General features: G+C 41.9%; 20 protein-coding genes and 1 other annotated feature. All 20 genes read right to left on the reverse strand.

Annotated elements, in window-relative coordinates; translation table 11 throughout:
• Window positions 1-26: 26 nt before the first annotated feature.
• The 20 genes from FBF75_RS01925 to FBF75_RS02020 all read right to left on the reverse strand — a co-directional run bounded on the left by FBF75_RS01925 (window position 27) and on the right by FBF75_RS02020 (window position 17,270).
• Window positions 27-1,355, reverse strand: coding sequence for a solute carrier family 23 protein (locus FBF75_RS01925; RefSeq protein WP_017359351.1), 1,329 nt, complete (start codon window positions 1,353-1,355; stop codon window positions 27-29).
• Between the two features lie 155 nt (window positions 1,356-1,510).
• Entirely contained in the window at window positions 1,511-2,053 is a 543-nt protein-coding gene (pyrR, locus tag FBF75_RS01930; RefSeq protein WP_007499718.1) for a bifunctional pyr operon transcriptional regulator/uracil phosphoribosyltransferase PyrR, read from the reverse strand.
• A gap of 170 nt (window positions 2,054-2,223) precedes the next feature.
• Complete coding sequence (locus tag FBF75_RS01935) at window positions 2,224-3,138, reverse strand: RluA family pseudouridine synthase (RefSeq protein ID WP_007499719.1); 915 nt, start codon at window positions 3,136-3,138, stop codon at window positions 2,224-2,226.
• Window positions 3,135-3,602, reverse strand: a complete 468-nt coding sequence (gene lspA, locus FBF75_RS01940; protein WP_008344942.1) for a signal peptidase II — start codon at window positions 3,600-3,602, stop codon at window positions 3,135-3,137. The genes FBF75_RS01935 and lspA overlap by 4 nt, the downstream gene beginning before the upstream one ends.
• Before the next feature lie 94 nt (window positions 3,603-3,696).
• Window positions 3,697-4,071: a TraR/DksA family transcriptional regulator gene (locus FBF75_RS01945; RefSeq protein WP_008344944.1), complete on the reverse strand. Its 375-nt coding sequence runs from the start codon at window positions 4,069-4,071 to the stop codon at window positions 3,697-3,699.
• 160 nt (window positions 4,072-4,231) lie between these two features.
• Window positions 4,232-6,997 carry an isoleucine--tRNA ligase gene (ileS, locus tag FBF75_RS01950; RefSeq protein ID WP_008344945.1) on the reverse strand — a complete coding sequence of 922 codons (2,766 nt, stop codon included), beginning with the start codon at window positions 6,995-6,997 and terminating at the stop codon, window positions 4,232-4,234.
• A gap of 59 nt (window positions 6,998-7,056) precedes the next feature.
• Window positions 7,057-7,294: a binding site (T-box leader), on the reverse strand.
• A gap of 59 nt (window positions 7,295-7,353) precedes the next feature.
• The gene (locus tag FBF75_RS01955) at window positions 7,354-7,848 is read right to left on the reverse strand and encodes a DivIVA domain-containing protein (protein ID WP_008344947.1); all 495 of its coding nucleotides are present in this window, start codon (window positions 7,846-7,848) and stop codon (window positions 7,354-7,356) included.
• A gap of 26 nt (window positions 7,849-7,874) precedes the next feature.
• Entirely contained in the window at window positions 7,875-8,651 is a 777-nt protein-coding gene (locus FBF75_RS01960) for a YlmH family RNA-binding protein (RefSeq protein ID WP_136944393.1), read from the reverse strand.
• A gap of 54 nt (window positions 8,652-8,705) precedes the next feature.
• Window positions 8,706-8,984, reverse strand: coding sequence for a YggT family protein (locus FBF75_RS01965; RefSeq protein WP_373422526.1), 279 nt, complete (start codon window positions 8,982-8,984; stop codon window positions 8,706-8,708).
• A 9-nt stretch (window positions 8,985-8,993) separates the two neighbouring features.
• The gene (gene sepF, locus FBF75_RS01970) at window positions 8,994-9,452 is read right to left on the reverse strand and encodes a cell division protein SepF (RefSeq protein WP_017359354.1); all 459 of its coding nucleotides are present in this window, start codon (window positions 9,450-9,452) and stop codon (window positions 8,994-8,996) included.
• 1 nt (window position 9,453) lies between these two features.
• Window positions 9,454-10,143, reverse strand: a complete 690-nt coding sequence (locus FBF75_RS01975) for a YggS family pyridoxal phosphate-dependent enzyme (protein ID WP_026050091.1) — start codon at window positions 10,141-10,143, stop codon at window positions 9,454-9,456.
• A gap of 6 nt (window positions 10,144-10,149) precedes the next feature.
• The gene (gene pgeF, locus FBF75_RS01980; protein ID WP_136944394.1) at window positions 10,150-11,013 is read right to left on the reverse strand and encodes a peptidoglycan editing factor PgeF; all 864 of its coding nucleotides are present in this window, start codon (window positions 11,011-11,013) and stop codon (window positions 10,150-10,152) included.
• A 212-nt stretch (window positions 11,014-11,225) separates the two neighbouring features.
• A complete protein-coding gene (locus FBF75_RS01985; protein WP_008344958.1) occupies window positions 11,226-11,462 on the reverse strand; it encodes a YlmC/YmxH family sporulation protein in 237 nt (78 codons plus the stop codon).
• Window positions 11,463-11,541: 79 nt separating this feature from the next.
• A complete protein-coding gene (locus tag FBF75_RS01990) occupies window positions 11,542-12,318 on the reverse strand; it encodes an ABC transporter ATP-binding protein (RefSeq protein ID WP_019743283.1) in 777 nt (258 codons plus the stop codon).
• A 126-nt stretch (window positions 12,319-12,444) separates the two neighbouring features.
• Window positions 12,445-12,801, reverse strand: a complete 357-nt coding sequence (locus tag FBF75_RS01995; protein WP_007499733.1) for a PTS glucitol/sorbitol transporter subunit IIA — start codon at window positions 12,799-12,801, stop codon at window positions 12,445-12,447.
• Window positions 12,802-12,827: 26 nt separating this feature from the next.
• A complete protein-coding gene (srlE, locus tag FBF75_RS02000; RefSeq protein ID WP_024720315.1) occupies window positions 12,828-13,838 on the reverse strand; it encodes a PTS glucitol/sorbitol transporter subunit IIB in 1,011 nt (336 codons plus the stop codon).
• Between the two features lie 13 nt (window positions 13,839-13,851).
• Window positions 13,852-14,382 (reverse strand): PTS glucitol/sorbitol transporter subunit IIC, encoded by a 531-nt coding sequence (gene srlA, locus FBF75_RS02005; protein ID WP_003210918.1) that lies wholly within the window; start codon window positions 14,380-14,382, stop codon window positions 13,852-13,854.
• A gap of 17 nt (window positions 14,383-14,399) precedes the next feature.
• Window positions 14,400-14,831: a transcriptional regulator GutM gene (locus tag FBF75_RS02010; protein WP_008354650.1), complete on the reverse strand. Its 432-nt coding sequence runs from the start codon at window positions 14,829-14,831 to the stop codon at window positions 14,400-14,402.
• Between the two features lie 12 nt (window positions 14,832-14,843).
• On the reverse strand, window positions 14,844-16,088 hold the full coding sequence (locus tag FBF75_RS02015) for an NAD(P)H-dependent oxidoreductase (protein ID WP_025207299.1): 1,245 nt from the start codon (window positions 16,086-16,088) through the stop codon (window positions 14,844-14,846).
• Window positions 16,089-16,331: 243 nt separating this feature from the next.
• A complete protein-coding gene (locus FBF75_RS02020) occupies window positions 16,332-17,270 on the reverse strand; it encodes a sugar-binding transcriptional regulator (protein ID WP_007499742.1) in 939 nt (312 codons plus the stop codon).
• Between the last annotated feature and the right edge of the window lie 32 nt (window positions 17,271-17,302).

The raw sequence follows: 17,302 nt of genomic DNA on the forward strand, positions 1-17,302 counted from the left end.
TGCTCCGTTTAGAACCCTTGTTAGCCTCACTGGACTTCTTTTAAAAGGTTTTCGGTATTCGATTCATTTGACTCATCATCTTCTGCCTTTTGATGCGGCAGAATCAGGTTTAGCAGGACGCCAGTAATAGCAGCGAGTGCCATTCCTGACAGCGTCAGATTGATTTGTTTCACCTCAATGAATGCCCCGCCAATACCAATGACTAAGATGACTGATGCGATAATGAGATTGCGCTTTTCTTCAAAATTCACTTTATGATCAATCAGGATTCGCAGTCCGCTTGAAGCTATGATTCCAAAGAGCAGGAACGAAACGCCTCCCATAACCGCGGACGGTACTGTACTGATTAATGCTGAAATTTTCCCAACAAAGCCGAAGCAGATCGCAAACACCGCTGCTCCGCCGATGACGAAGATACTGAACACTCTTGTGATGGCAAGGACGCCAATGTTTTCTCCATAAGTCGTTGTTGGAGGTCCGCCAATGAGTGATGCAAAGATCGTCGCTGCACTGTCTCCTAAAATGGAGCGGTGAAGACCTGGTTTTTTAATAAAATCCTGCCCGACCACCTTGCTTAACACGACTTGATGGCCGATGTGCTCAGACATGGTCACAAAGGCAACCGGCACCATCACTGTGAGAATGCTTAAAGTCACAGCAGGTGTATAGTCGACAAATGGTACAACAAAGTCTGGTACAGCAAACCATTTTGCAGCAATGACCGGCTGGAAGTTCACAATGCCTTGTGTTAAGGCAAAGAGGTAGCCGCTGATAATGCCGATTAAGACTGGAATCAAGCTAAGGAATCCTCTTAGGAAGATCATACTAATAATGGTGACAGCGAGCGTGAAGCCTGCAACCATTAAGTGCTTCAGGCTGTAAACAAGCTCCTTTGCATTCGGATCCACGTACATCGCCATGTTAACAGCTGTTCCAGCGAGTCCGAGCCCGATGACCATAATGACGGGTCCTACAACGACAGGCGGCAGAAGCTTCATTAGCCAGCCTGTGCCGAGCCATTTGATAAATAATGCGATGAGTGCATATGCCACACCAGCCATAAAGGCACCTACCATTGCGGCTCCAGGACCGCCGGTGGCTTTTACATTCAAGATAGGGGCGATAAAGGCAAAGGATGATCCAAGATACGCCGGAATCTGCCCTCTTGTGATGATTAAGTACACAATGGTTCCAACCCCGCTTGAGATGAGCGCAACGGCTGGGCTCATATCAATGATCTTTGGTACAAGAATGGTTGCACCAAACATGGCAAACAAGTGCTGCAGGCTGAGTGACAGCCATGTGAACGGTTTTGGGATATCTCGAATGCCTAAATTGGCTTTTTGCTGACTCATGATTTTCCTCCTAGATGTGTCCTTTTTCATTAAAAAAGCCTCTTTGCGAGTATGCGCAAAGAGGCCTAGAAAAACCGTACACGTCACTTTAGTCGTGTGCTCGGTGTCCCTGTTATTGCCCTCTTTGCAAACTCTCTGGAATGCATTTAAAAAGGTTATTTTTCATATATAGCGACAAGGTCGTTTTGATCTACTTCATTGAGCTGAACCATGACTGTCTCTGCTTTTGATGTCGGGATGTTTTTCCCGATATAATCTGCCCGAATCGGCAGCTCCCGGTGTCCCCGGTCGACTAGAACAGCTAGCTGAATGGAAGATGGTCTTCCTACATCCACAAGCGCATCCATAGCTGCTCTCACCGTTCTACCTGTGAACAGCACATCATCAACGACAATGAGTGTTTTGTCATTAATGTCAGCTGGGATGTCTGCACCCTTAACAAGCGGGTCTTGGTTCTCTGTCTTTTTTGTCAGGTCATCACGGTATAGCGTAATATCAAGTTCACCCACAGTCACTGGGTTTCCTTCAATTTGCTCGATGCGCTCTGCAAGGCGCTTTGCAAGATGAATACCTCTTGTCTTGATCCCGGCTAGGATGACATCCTTCATCCCTTTGTTGCGCTCAATCATTTCATGTGCAATACGGGTAAGCGCTCGTCTTATCGCTTGTTCATCAAGAATGACTGCTTTTTGTTCCATCTTTTACACCTCTTTTTGACAAATAAAAAGCCCCTTCTGCAAAGGGCAGAGAGGGGCGCTCATTTGTGCATACTCGTGCACAAATTGATCCGTTATCCTTCTCAGCCTCTCTGGACTGTCTTAAAGAATCTCAATTTCTTCGTTTATTATTTCAAAAAAAGAACGGCCTGTCAATCGTTATTTCTTAATGAATCGATAAAGCCCCGCATATCAGCTGGAATTGGAGCTGTAAACTCCATATATTCTCCTGTTCTAGGGTGATCAAATCCTAACACGCCTGCATGCAGCAGTTGTCCATTGAAATCAACAGTTTTTCTCGGGCCATATTTTGGATCTCCGGCAAGCGGATAGCCAATGTATTTCATATGAACACGAATTTGGTGGGTTCTTCCTGTTTCAAGGCGGCATTCTACAACGGTAAAGTCTTTAAAGCGCTCCATCACATCAAAATGTGTGACTGCCTGCTTTGCATTTTCTTTTGTGACCGTCATGCTTTGGCGATCTTTTTTGTCTCGACCAATTGGTGCATCAATCGTTCCAGTATCATGCTGAATGATGCCATGAACAACGGCTGTGTATTTTCTAGTGACCGTTTTCGCCACCAGCTGATTGACGAGTGATTCATGCGCCATATCATTTTTTGCGACCATTAAAAGCCCTGACGTATCTTTATCAATCCGGTGGACAATTCCTGGTCTCATCACACCATTAATGCCTGACAAATCATTGCAATGAGCCATGAGGCCATTGACAAGAGTACCTGTCACATGTCCTGGTGCTGGATGAACGACCATTCCTCTTGGTTTATTGACCACTAGTACATCTTCATCCTCATAATAAATATCAAGATCCATTGATTCCGCTTCTACATCTAGTGCTTCTGGATCTGGAATCTCTACTTTGATTTGATCTCCAGCTTGTACTTTATAATTGGCCTTCACTTGTTTTCCATTTACTTCGATGAGCCCATCTTTCACCCACTGCTGGACTTGGGTTCTTGACCATTCTGGTTCAGTTGTGCTTAAAAATTTATCAAGCCGTTCACTCGTTTGTTCTTCTGAAACGGCAATGTTTACTTGATTCATGTAGTTGACTCCTTATTTTTCTTTCCATCTAAAAGCATTTGAATAAAGAGCAGAATGACCCCCACACATAGAGAGGAATCTGCGATATTAAAGATTGGATAATGATAATCCCCAAATACGAAATGAGCAAAATCAACCACTTCTTGACGGAAAATACGGTCAATAAAGTTTCCAATCGCTCCGCCAAGCATTAAGGCAAGCGCTACGCCAAGTAGCTTGTCCTTTTGTCCATGTTTTTGCAAATAATAAACAATTCCTGCAATAACAACGAGTGTGATCACATAGAAAAACCACATTTGTCCTTGGAGAATCCCCCATGCGGCTCCTGAATTTCGGTGGGATGTGATGTAAAAGAAGCCATCAATCACAGGAATAGAATCACCGAGCATCATATGTTTGACAATGAGCCATTTTGTTAATTGATCTAAACAAATTATCACGAATGCGATTATGTAATAGAACACACACGTTCCTCCATCTTCATACTTTGGTCTTTAAGCATTTTATCAAGAAAACAGGATGGAGTAAAGAAACTTTAGTTGACAGACAAAAACCTCCCTACATGTGGAAGGCTTCAAAATGAGAATCATTTGATTCATAAGGATAAGGGGTGAATGCTTTTTTCTCGTATTGCTTATGATATAAAAAGTCGTCAGTCGTACGAGCAGTCGGAAGAATACTCATTTGTTCAATGGGCATTGTATGCCCAGTCGCCTCACATATGCCATAAGTTCCTTGTTCAATTTTTGCAATCGCGAGCGAAACATCTTGCAGTTCTTCTTTGATGTGATAAAGAAGCGTAGTCGTTTTTGCTTGATCGAACGTGACATGTTCAGCGGGTGAACGCAATGATGCATATTCAAACAGTTTCGATTGCAGTTCTTCTCTCATTTGAAGGAGTTCCATGTAAATCGTCTCTAGATCGCCATTCATGTCGCTGTTTCAACTCCTGCCCTGTCGTGATAATCATATTGTTGCCCCGCCTGTTCACTTTAAAGCCATAAGATTTTTCCTTTCGTTCTAAACGCTGTCATTTTCTCTATATCAAAAACGCCCCGCTATATGCGGGGCGCTAGTTGGTGATATTGTGCTGTTAATTCTGGTAATATTTCTCCACAATTTCAGCATTTTTGAGCGACAATGTTGGGTATTTTGGATTTGCGCCAACATCTTTTGAAATAATGCGGGAGCGTTCGCACAGTTCGCCTTCTGCTTTTTGAACAACAATACGTCCTGATGTGTATTCAGGCGCTGATGCGTCTGCATGTTTCTCATCTTCTACTGTTAATTCAGAAATGATGAAGAGCTGCTTCACATCTTCTTTAATGGATGCAAGAAGGTTTTTCACTTCCTCTGTTGCATAAAGGGTCACACTTGCTTCAAGTGAACGTCCGATGACTTTCTCATTACGCGCAATTTCCAGCGCTTTTAGCACATCGTCACGTACTTCCATAAAGCGGTCAAACTTCACTTCTGTCGCTTCTGCTTGAGGAACAGCTACACCTTCTGGCATATCTGTTAACTGAACACTTGGCTCTTCAACAAAGCTTAAGTGGCTCCATAGTTCATCTGCTGTATGCGGAAGAATTGGTGCTGTCAGCTTCACTAACGCCATTAATGTTTCGTAGAAGACCGTTTGCATGCTGCGGCGGTCTGGATGATCCGCATGCTCAATGTATACCACATCTTTTGCAAAATCGAGATAGAAAGAGCTAAGCTCAATCGTACAGAAGTTGTGGATGGCATGATAGACAACCGCAAATTCGTAATCATCATAAGCTTTTTTCACTTTATCAATTAATTTGTTTAATTTGATTAAGATATATTGGTCCACTTCGCGAAGCTCTTCGACTGGTACTGCATTGACTGCTGGATCAAAGTCAAACAGGTTACCATGCAAGAAGCGGAACGTGTTACGGATTTTACGATAAACTTCTGCGACTTGTTTTAAAATGTCGTCAGACACTGGATGATCGGCTTGATAGTTGACAGAAGATACCCAAAGTCTAAGAATCTCCGCACCAAGCTGCTTCGCCACTTTCGTCGGATCGATCGTATTGCCTAATGATTTACTCATCTTGCGTCCTTCTTTATCAAGCGTAAAGCCATGGCTGAGAACACCTTTATATGGCGCTTTTCCAGTGACAGCAACTGCTGTAGATAAAGATGAGTTAAACCAGCCGCGATATTGATCAGAACCTTCAAGGTAAAGGTCTGCCGGACGAACAAGGTCATCTCGTTCTTCTAATACCGCTTGGTGAGAAGAACCAGAATCAAACCATACATCCATGATATCTTGCTCTTTTGTAAATTCACCATTCGGGCTGCCTGGATGTGTAAAGCCTTCAGGCAATAATTCTTTTGCTTCTTTTTCAAACCAAATATTCGAGCCATGTTCTCTAAATAATTGAGAAACGTGCTGAATCGTTTCATCTGTGATGATTGGCTCACCATTTTCAGCATAGAAGACCGGGATTGGAACGCCCCATACACGCTGTCTTGAAATGCACCAGTCACCTCTGTCACGCACCATATTGAACAGGCGCGTTTCGCCCCAAGCTGGAACCCATTTCGTTTCTTTAATATTATCTAATAGTGCTTCTCTGAAATCTTTAATGGAAGCAAACCACTGAGCAGTTGCACGATAAATTGTTGGTTTTTTCGTTCTCCAGTCATGCGGATAGGAGTGCGTTATAAAGTCGAGCTTTTTCAATGCGCCTTTTGCTTCAAGCTGTTCTGTGATGGCTTTATTGGCATCCTCGTAGAATAGTCCTTCAAAACCAGGTGCTTCTTCTGTCATCACACCTTTTTCATCTACTGGACATAACACATCAAGACCGTACTTCATACTTACGATAAAGTCATCTTCCCCGTGACCTGGCGCTGTGTGAACACAGCCTGTTCCTGCATCTGTTGTGACGTGATCGCCAAGCATCACAAGAGAATCTCTATCGTAAATTGGATGTGCTGCAACGACCTTATCTAATTCTTTACCTTTTAACGTTTTCACAACTTCGTACTCTTCAAAGCCAAGTGTTTTTGCCACTTGTTCAACTAGTTCAGATGCGATGACATATCGCTCAGCACCCACTTGAAGCACACTGTACTCTAGGTTTGGATGTACACAAATGCCAAGGTTTGCAGGAAGTGTCCACGGTGTTGTTGTCCAGATGATGAACTGCTCGCCGTTTTCAAGTACGCCTTTGCCATCTTTCACTTTAAATGATACGTAAATCGATGGTGAACGTTTGTCCTTGTATTCAATTTCTGCTTCAGCAAGTGCTGATTCACTTGATGGAGACCAGTTAACAGGCTTAAGACCTTTGTAAATATAGCCTCTTTTCGCCATTTCACCAAAGACAAGAATTTGCTGCGCTTCGTATTCGGGCTTCAATGTCACATATGGATTGTCCCAGTCTGCTCTTACGCCCAAACGCTTAAACTGATTGCGCTGACCTTCGATTTGTTTCCAAGCATACTCCTCACATAGTTTACGGAATTCTGCTGTCGACATTTCTTTGCGTTTGACTTTTTTATTTTTCGTAAGGGCTGTTTCAATCGGTAAGCCATGTGTATCCCAGCCCGGTACGTACGGTGCATGGAATCCATTCATTGATTTAAAACGGACAATAAAATCTTTGAGGATTTTATTGAGTGCGTGCCCCATATGAATGTCACCATTCGCATATGGAGGTCCATCATGCAAAATAAAGGTTGGGCGTCCTTTTGTCCGCTCTAAAACCATTTGATAGATGTCTTTTTCTGCCCATTCCTCTTGGATTTCAGGCTCTTTGTTCGGCAAGTTCCCTCTCATCGGGAATTCTGTTTTTGGCATTAATAAGGTGTCTTTGTAGTTCATACCTATTCCTCCACATGCAAATTCGTATTAAAAAACAATAAAAAAAGCCCTCTCATCCCATAAGGGACGAGAAGGCTTGTCTCGCGGTACCACCCTTTTAGACAAGCGCTTTGAAATTGCCGCTTATCCACTCTAAAATCGTAACGTGATCTGACGCCTTTTCTTACTCATTCATTTCAGAAAAGGAACTAAAGGGGTGATCTCATTGCAGCGTCCCGTAATGTCAGGCTTCCACCGTCCCTGATTCGCTTTATTACGCATGTGACAACTGCGAGTGTCCCTTTCAAACGTTTATCTCTTGTTAATTTATGATGGTATTATATGCAACATGAGCACGTCATGTCAAGGTGATGCACTTATTCTTTTTCGTCAAAGACAGCGTCAACTTCATATTCCAGCAAATGATCCCAATCATCATTTTTCAGAAGATCAAGCTGAGCTTCGATGAGCATTTGGAAACGAGTTCTAAAGACTTTCGACTGTTTCTTGAGCTCTTCGATTTCCATTGCAATCTTTCTTGATTTTGATAACGCTTCGTTGATAATACGGTCTGCATTTTTCTCAGCTTCACGAATGATCAATTTCGCTTCTTTATCAGAATGACGCTTCACGTCTTCTGCTGCTTCTTGCGCCACAAGAATGGATTTGTTTAATGTTTCTTCAATTGTTGCAAAATGGCCTAGTCTTTCATCAAGCTCGTTGACTTTGTCTTCAAGCTCGTTCTTTTTGCGAAGTACGATCTCGTAATCTTTACGTACTTGGCTTAAAAACTCATTTACTTCATCTTCGTCATAGCCGCGAAAACTTTTTGTGAATGTTTTATTATGAATATCATTAGGTGTTAATGGCAATCTTGCCACCTCCAGATTCAAATTCGTTATGTCAGAAGCTCAAATGTTACTTTGAATTTATCTTTTTTTGTCTTCCCATCAATTGTTTTTAAGCTAAAGCGGCCAAATCCCCTGACAGAGAGCTGATCACCTTCACCAATTGTAAAGGAAGGGTCTTCAGTGACTTTCCAGTTGACTTTGACAAGACCATTTTTGACCAAAAGCTGTGCTTTTTGCCGAGACTGACGGCTGACAGCAGCACATACAGCGTCAAGCCGCAGTGAAGAAATCGTATCTTCTTTGATATCGGTTTTGCTGATGACTGGCTGTATATCTGCCTTGCTAATTTCCTCTAATGAAACAGACGCTCTGCCGACATGCGTCAGCTGAGCCAGGACAAAATCGGCGACATCGCTTGTACAAATAAATTGCACGTTGTCCTCTGAAAACAACAAATCACCGAATTTTTGACGCTTCAGGCCTGTCCCAATGAGCGAACCGAGAAGGTTGGGGTGTTCTATAGAAATAAACTTTTTCGCATAGTTCACCTGAAAATAAGTCAGTTCAAAATCCTGTATGGTCGGTGCTAAATAGTCAGGATAGATCAAAGCCCTTTTCCGTTCTGCTTCCTCATACCCGCCAAAAAACATGAGACCCAGTTCATCAGAATGCTGAATCACGGACTGGGTAATGAACTGCTCACGCGGATCAAGAAAGTCTGTTAATTTCATTCGATATTGATCGAGTGCGATGTTTTTCCAGCCTAATACTTGGTCGACAAATGGCTGTTCGTCTTTTCTAAAATGTTGATAAATATCGCTCATTTTGTTCCCCTTTTATGTAAAAGAGCCTGGCAGATGCCAAGCCCGGCAGCCTGTTTACATGAATCGTACAATCATATTATAAAGACCAGTTAGTCCATACGATGATGCGAAACGAATCACAAGCAATGCCACAATCGGCGAGATGTCAATCATGCCAATTGGCGGAATAATTTTACGGAATGGTTCTAAATACGGTTCGCAAATGTTTGTCAAGAAGCGGCCAATCGATGTTTCTCTTGCAGATGGCACCCATGACATAAAGATGTAAATAATGATCGCGAATGAGTAAATCGTTAATACCGTACCCAAAATATTAAAAATGAAATTTAGAATAACTATGATTTACCACCTCTGAGGTTCTTCCTCTGTCAATAGCTCTGATATTGTGCCAGATACATCCACATTATCAGGAGTGCAGAGGAATATATTCGAGCCAATACGCTGAATGTCTCCACCGATTGCATAAACCGTTCCGCTTAAGAAGTCGATGATTCGCTTTGCTTGATCGTGCTGAATGCGCTGCAAATTGACGACGACTGCACGACGATTTTTAATATGATCTGCAATCTCTTGAGCCTCTGCATAAACACGCGGCTCACTTAACACCACTTTAGAGGATTTTTGCACGCTTTGCAAGCTGACGACATTTTGTTTTCCTGCCTGAGGACGCTCTTGAAATGCCGCTTTATCTTTTGTGTTTTTTTCTTCTTGTGCTGGTTCTCTTTCTTCATCAATATATTCGTACTCATACTCTTCATCATCGAGTGTGAAGAAGCTTTTAAACTTATTTTTTATGCTCATGTCACGCACCTCCTGTTTCATTTCCAACAAGTGAAGAGCCAATCCGAACAAATGTCGCACCTTCTTCAATTGCGATTTCAAAATCGTTTGACATGCCCATCGATAAATGCTGACAAGGTGCATTTACTTGGTTCAGTTGTTTTACCTCTTGTTGAAGGCTTTTTAATGTTTTAAAACAGTTTCGTATCACAGTATGATCATCTGTAAATGGAGCCATCGTCATGAGTCCAGCAATTTCAATATGTTTGAAATCAGCGAGCTGTTTGACAAATGGAATCACGTCTTCGCTTTGTAAGCCGTGTTTTGACTCCTCAAGTGATGTGTTCACCTGTACAAAACAGCGAACCGTGTGATCCGCTCTTTTTTCAATTTCATTCGCAAGGGACATTCTGTCTAGCGAATGTAAGTAGTCAATGGTCTGAATGACAGATTTCACTTTTCGCGTCTGTAAACTGCCGATGAAGTGCCAGCTAATGTTTTCATCGGTTATAGCTGCCTGTTTTTCAAGTAACCCTTGGTCACGATTTTCACCAAAGTGCAAAATTCCGGCATCCTTTGCTTCTAATGCTCGTTCAATCGAGACATATTTTGTGACAGCGACAACCGATACATCGTCTGGATGTCTACCTGCTCTTTTACATGCTTCGTTGATTTGTTCATTTATTTGTCTGAGATTCTCTCGTACATTCAATTGCAGTTATGCCTCCTTAAACCCGACAAAAGACATCATACGTCCTGTTTTCCCTTGATCACGCCGATGTGAGAAGAAATGCTGCTCATTGCAACTTGTGCACATCGAACTGACATGTATGTTTTCTTCTTTTAATCCTGCATGAAGTAATACGTTTTTGTTTAATGTTTTTAAGTCAATTTTGTATTGTCCTTGTGACATCTCGGAATACACATCCTCTGTTGAAAAAGGAAGCTGTTTCACTTGATCTATGACAACATCATCTACTATGTAGCAGCAGCTGCCAATGGATGGTCCAATGACGACTTGTATATGATCGGCATCAGCGCCTTCTTGGCGAACCCATGCATGAACCATGTTGGCGCCAATTTGTTTGACGGTTCCTTTCCAGCCGGCATGAGCCGTTCCAATCAGCCCAGATTGCGGCGCTAGAAAATAAAGCGGAACACAGTCAGCGAAACAAAGAGCGAGCATGATGTTTGGTTCAGAGGTGTATAAACCATCTGTTCTAGAGAGCGCCTCATCATACTGAAGACTTCCTCTTCCCTTTTGTTCCTTTGTGACTTTCATGATGCGATCCTCGTGTGTTTGGTCAGCAAACACCCAATTAGAGAGCGGCACAGCAGTAGCATCTGCAATGACTTGACGATTCATTTGGACACTAGAAGCATCATCTCCTACATGGAGTCCAGTGTTCATTGATTGATATGGAGAAAGGCTAAAGCCGCCATTTTTTGTCGTAAAACCGGCCAATATCTCTTTTCCAGAACATGTCATGTTCGTCCAATCATGAATCAGCATTGCATAAGGTGATTTCTGCTGAAAGGGGTCATATTTGTCTATCAAAGCTGCCTCCCACCTTTCATTCATCTCTCTTTATATCGCTCCTATTTTACCACAAGACCTGCTAAGACAGTTAGTGGGATTCATTAAATATTACACTCAAATGTGCCCTTTCTACAGGTTTTTTTTCAAATTGATATGAAAACGTAATCTTTTTACCCGAAAAAGACATTGATTGCTGAGAATGGAGAGCTTATGTTAAGGATCATTGAATGATTCATTGAGGAGTTATACGAATTTTAAGAAGACAAACGGACAAGTATCACATCTTCGCCAATTTTTACTATATTTCGCCACGGGACAATCATTTCCTCTTCTTTTCCGAAAAATCCCATCATTTTACCTGTACCGCCTATGATAATCGCTTGTATTTTACCGCTCGTGACATTGATATCGATGTCTCCAATAGTACCTAATTTTTTTCCGCTCGACACATCGACGACATCTTTGATTTGGAATTCAGAAATACTGATCATCTGTCCTTCCCCGCCTTTCGTTTTCTACTATAATATGTATGATGGAAAAGCAGGGAAGCAGACCAATAGTTTCTCTTATCTACAATTTACTTAAGTGAGGGCGGCCGTTTTGCCACATGACTTCAACTGGACATTCAAAAAAGGAAGAAAGCAAGTCACTTGTCATCATCTGCTTTGTCTCCCCTTTATGAAAAACAGTACCTTCTTTTAATAATAAAGTGTGCTGAAAAATCGGGAGAATCTCTTCTGCATGGTGGGTCGTATAGAGCAATGTGGGCGCATCTGGTTTTGATGCAATCAATGAGATCGTCTCCAGCACTTGTTCTCTTGCTAAAAAATCAAGACCCGTCACAGGTTCATCTAAGATTAGAAGCTTCGGATCATTCATTAAAGCTCTTGCGATGAGCACTTTTTGTTTCTCCCCTTGCGACAGGGTTTCATACGTGCGATTGGCATATTGAAATGAGCCAAATGTTTTTAATAAATCAATCGCCTTCTCTCTTATCTCATCTGTCGGTGTTTCATAAAGTCCGATGGAAGCAAATGCCCCGCTCAAAACAATTTCAAATGCATTGTCATCTCTGTGCAGCTTCTTTTCAAGACCAGCAGAGATGAGACCAATTTTCTTCCTTAGTTTTTCACCAAGCGCTTCCTTGCCAAACACATGGCCTAACACCGTCATCTCACCTGACGTTGGAAAATAATATGAGCAAAGCATATTTAATAAAGCCGTTTTCCCAGCACCATTTAAACCATAAAGCACCCAGTGTTCCTGGTTTTTCACCTGCCAGTCAATAGAACGAAGCAGCCATTTTCCATTTCGTTTTAAAGAAACATCCTTCAAGTCAAGCGACACATCTTTTCCTCCTGAATAAAAATTCTGAATATACAAATAATAACGTCTACAGCATATCGCAAATGTTTCAATCAGTAAACCTAACGCAAAAAAGCTGCTCCCTATAAGGAACAGCTTTTTCCATGGTTACGAAATTTCAATTCGTACGCCTTCTTTAATATCAGGAAACGTATGCGGGGATGCAAAGACAGCTCCCGGTAATACATCATCAAACGGCTCTTGGAAGTAGATCGAAATATGGCCGAGTTCCTTAAAGTTGTCATTTGCTTTATTGCCTAAAGCAGTAATGGTATACGTTTGGTCGCCCACTTGAATCGTTCCGCCTAATTTCAGCGGCTCTTCTTCTAAGTGTTCAAACTCATGAATGACAGACATATCTCTTAATTCCTGCGGCGCTGCTGGTCCAAATAAAACAATCAGCTTATCTTCTTTAAACTGCGGGACTAAGATCCCAATTTCTTTTACGACAGATTGTGTTACCATGTATCTCGATTCCTCCTTTAATACGTTTAATACATACCGAAGCTGGCAACGTATGCGATCACAACAGATAGAACGCCTGTAATGAGACGGCTATACAAAACAGCTGGTACCCCATATTGTACCGTTTCCGGCTTCGCTTCACCAAGTGATAGCCCAACCGGGATAAAGTCACACCCTACTTGACCGTTGATCGCAAACAGTGCTGGAAGAGCAAATTGAGGCGGAATGTTCCCTAGTGCAATTTGACTACCAATCAGTACACCGATGACTTGTGCGATGACTGCCCCAGGTCCTAAGACAGGCGATAGGAACGGTAAGGTACAGACAACAACGAGTAGTAAGAGCCCCCATAAAGATCCTGCCAAAGGTGAAAGGAAATGGGCAATAAGATCACCGATTTTTGTATAATTGATAATTCCAATTAACATACTGACAAAGGCCATGAATGGAATAATGTTTTTAAGGAGCATATCAACAGAATCACGACCAGCTTGATAGAATGTGCCGGTTACTTTTCCGATTCCTCTTGAGAATCTCATGAGGAAATTCCCTTTTTCTTGACGTTCGATATTTTCCTCTTTCAATTTTGAATAGGTTTCTTTGAAATTCTCTTTGTCAATTGGGCCGCTGCTTTCTTGACCTTCTACATTTCCTTCACTATCAGATGCTTCCGCAAAGGAAATATCTTTTTCTGTGACACCTGATACGAAGATATCCTCTGTAATGTGTTTTGCAAGCGGTCCAGAAGGAGAGGATGCCAGCACATCGACAGTTGGAATGCGTTTCATTGGATAAAGCCCAATTCGCGCTGTTCCTCCGCAGTCAATGACAACACACATCATTTCATCTTCTGGTATAGAATTTTTAAAGCCATCACATGCTTCTGTCCCTGTCATTTCTGCAATTTTACGTGCAACTGGGTGAATGCCTCCTCCTGTAATGGAAACGACCTTTCTTCTTTTACCGGTTGGTTCAAGCTCTAATCCTTTTCCCCATCCGCCAGCACCTTTTGCAACAAATACTTTGTGGTTTGTCATGTCTAACCCTCCCCTATTGTGAATTCGCTTTCATTTTTCCTGCTAAGTACTTTGTGATCCATTCCGTAATGATTCCGCGAAGTAAAATGACAACGATCCCGACTAAGAAGTAACGAACAGCCAGCTCTGACATAGAGTATCCAGCTTCTTTAATCCCGTTCGCAATTCCTAAGTAGACAAACAGCTCTCCTGCGTTGGCATACGGGAACAGTGATGTTACCGGATGAACAAATGAAACAGCTGAATCATAGAATGCTGGTTTTTGTTTTTCAGGTAAGAAGCGGCCAAACGTATAAGCCATTGGGTTTGTCAAAATAAGAACGGATAAGATCGGCATTAACGTATAGCGCAAAATGGTATATTTCGCTGCAAACTGAATCGCTCTATTCACTCGCTCTTCTCCAATAAACTTCATGACAGCATAAGTGAAAGTAAGTAACACAACAAGCGTTGGAACGATACCTGTAACAAGACCCATGAACTGCTTTCCGCCGGCTTCAAACATCCCGATAAAGTGCTCTCCAAACCATTGAATCCATTCCATGTTTCATCTCCCCTTTCTTAGTTCACATTTGTTATATTTTTTTTAGAAATCGAGACAAGCGCCTGCTCCGCTGCCATGGAAAGTGCTTGCATGACAGCTGGTCCCCTTTTGCGCTTTTTCAATGTTTGTTTCATCATGTGATGCTCATCAAGCACAGCCCCCACATGTTTTCCTTCATAGGAAGGCAGTTCCTTAAATTTAGACAAAATCGAGACGCCACCCAGCACATGACACTTTTGAATGATGTATGATTCATCGACAATGATGAGCGCAATGGCTCCAGGACCAAATTTGCGCCGCTCCATTCCTGAAAACAAGTGATAGCCTTGTTTCCCTTTATAGTCGTCAATCAGTGAATCCATGCTTTTGCGGTAGTACTTGATTTGAATAAACGATAAACCATACTGCACAATTAGAATGATACAAAGTACGATTGCTAATTTTTCCATAGCCTCACGTCCTTATGATTGAAATAAGTGATCTTGTAATGAACGCAGCTTCCAGACCGTTGTGTTTGCATCAAGTTCTACATCATCATGAGATAAGAATTGCCCCAATTTGATATCTTTTTTCGCTACCACTTTTCCGCTGATTAAGCCAATTGGGATGTGGCCGTTCGCTTTCATGTCTTGATGTGTTTCAAGTACACCTCTTACGGAGTATCCGCCAATACCATCAAGTGTTTCTCCTGCTTTAATATCTCTTTTCGCCACAGCGACAGTTTCTGATACTGGTACACCAATTGGATGGATTGAAGAATCGTGTTGTAAGACTGCTTTTGCGATCGTCACTGGTGTTTCAAGACTTGCTAAGTGGAAAGGACGATACAGTGTGTAGTGAGGACCTTTTCCAACTTTTAAGTAGCGAAGTTCTTCATCTACTGGCTCAAGATCACTCTTGACGATGACAAAGACACCTGGTGCCAGTCCGTTTACATATTCAACGACTCCGAAGTTATCCAGTACGCCGCCTTGCTGTTTTTGATTTAATTTATCTGCTACATTTTCTAAATTCGCTTCTACTCCGTGCATGCCGACTTTATCAGGCAAAAGTCCTGTTGCATTACTTAATAGGTTCATTTCTGCCATCGTTTTTGTTCCGTCTTGGAATGCTGCCAGCATGTGGGCACTCATATGTTTACTATCTGCTTCAGCTTTACACGTATCTGGGTTTGCTTCTGGGAAGAATGGGTTGTTCTTACCTTTTCCAGCAACCAATACTTCAAGCCCCATTGTTTTTGCAAATTCATATAGTTCTAGCGTTGCTGCTGGTTCATCTCCAGCTGATCCAGAGTAAACAAGTCCTGCATTCGTGAATAATTTATGCATGACCAAACCGATCGTAATATCGACTTCTACATTTAAAAGAACGAGATGTTTTTTTGAATTAAGCGCTTCCAAAGAAATGTTTGCTCCGACCTCTGGAACACCTGTTGCATCCACAACGACTTCCACAGAATCTGATTGAATCACTTCTCTGTAATCATTTGTGACGACCATTTGATGTGGTTTTGCATGCTGCTTGTAAAAATTCGCTGCTTTCTCAGCTGCACTAAGATGAATATCACAAACACCTGCGACAATCATACCTGGAATTTTAGAAATTTGTGAAATGAGTCCAAAGCCCATTTGGCCTGCCCCGATAATCCCAACTTTGATTGGATCTCCGCTGCGTTCTCGTGCTAACAATTGTTGATAAATTGACATCTAAATCATCCTTTCAGGTTTTCTTGCTTCACAATAGATTGCTAGAAAAATAATCTGAAACTTTTAACAAATGTTATAAAAATTAACAAAAATCTGTTTCTTGTAACATTTGTTATTTTATTTATCATTTGTTATGAACTTAGTTTATATGATGTGTCAACTTTGTGTCAAGATAAAATCGATAAAATTTTCAATCTTTTTGAGTCTAAAGACTCAAAAAAACTACCTAATCGGCTTAGGTAGTTACTTTAATAGGGCATCTCCGGTTTGTTCATCTGTAATTAACACATGAATTAATCCACCTTCTAACGCTGCCCTGATCGCTTCAATTTTTTCTTCTCCTCCAGCGACACCAATCACAAGCGGGATCTCTTTCAATTTTTGAGGACTGATCCCCATCACCCGGTCGTTCCACGGATGCGGATACACTTCACCTTTATGATCAATAAAGTTATAACAAATGTCACCCGCGACATCTTTCGCTTGCAGGATATCTTCCTCACCACTTGTCATATAGGATTTCACCATCGTTGAATGTTGCGGAACCCCGCCTATTCCTACGACTGCGATATTTGATGATTCTCCTAATTCAATGACTTTTTTGATCGACGGCTGTCTAATGAGTACATCTTTCGCTTCTTTCGTATCAAGCATGACAGGCACATGTAAAAACTCACATTTGGATTTGAGTGCTTCTGAGCATCTTCCAATAATATAGTTGGCATGAATATCAACATCTTCATTTCCGACGCCTCCGACTAGCGGAACAAATGTTACAGACGGAAAATGCTGAACAGACGTAAGCGCTTTCGCCATTTCATGCAAGGTTGTCCCTGATGAAAAACCGATGACTTGTCCATCCTTCATGACTTTTAATAAAAAGCCCGCAGCCGCAGCTCCTATCCGACTTTTTGTTGTTTCTTGACTGAGAGATTCCACACACACGACTTCTCGCAGCCCGTATTTTCGCTCTATTTTTCTTTCTAACGAACCATATTGTTGATTTACTTCATCATGAATAATGATTTCCACGATTCCTGCTTCACGTGCTTTTGCCAAATATTTCGATATGAGCGAACGGCTAACCCCAACAGCTTCTGCAATTTTAGATTGAGTGGCGCCTTCTTCATAGTACATATGCGCAACCTTAATGAGCAGCCTTCTTTCATCATGGAATGTCATAATAACCCTTCTTTCCGCTTCTCTATTCCCTC

Source organism: Bacillus sp. S2(2019) (genome assembly GCF_005144805.1).
In the GTDB taxonomy this organism is placed as follows: Bacteria; Bacillota; Bacilli; order Bacillales; family Bacillaceae; genus Bacillus; species Bacillus altitudinis.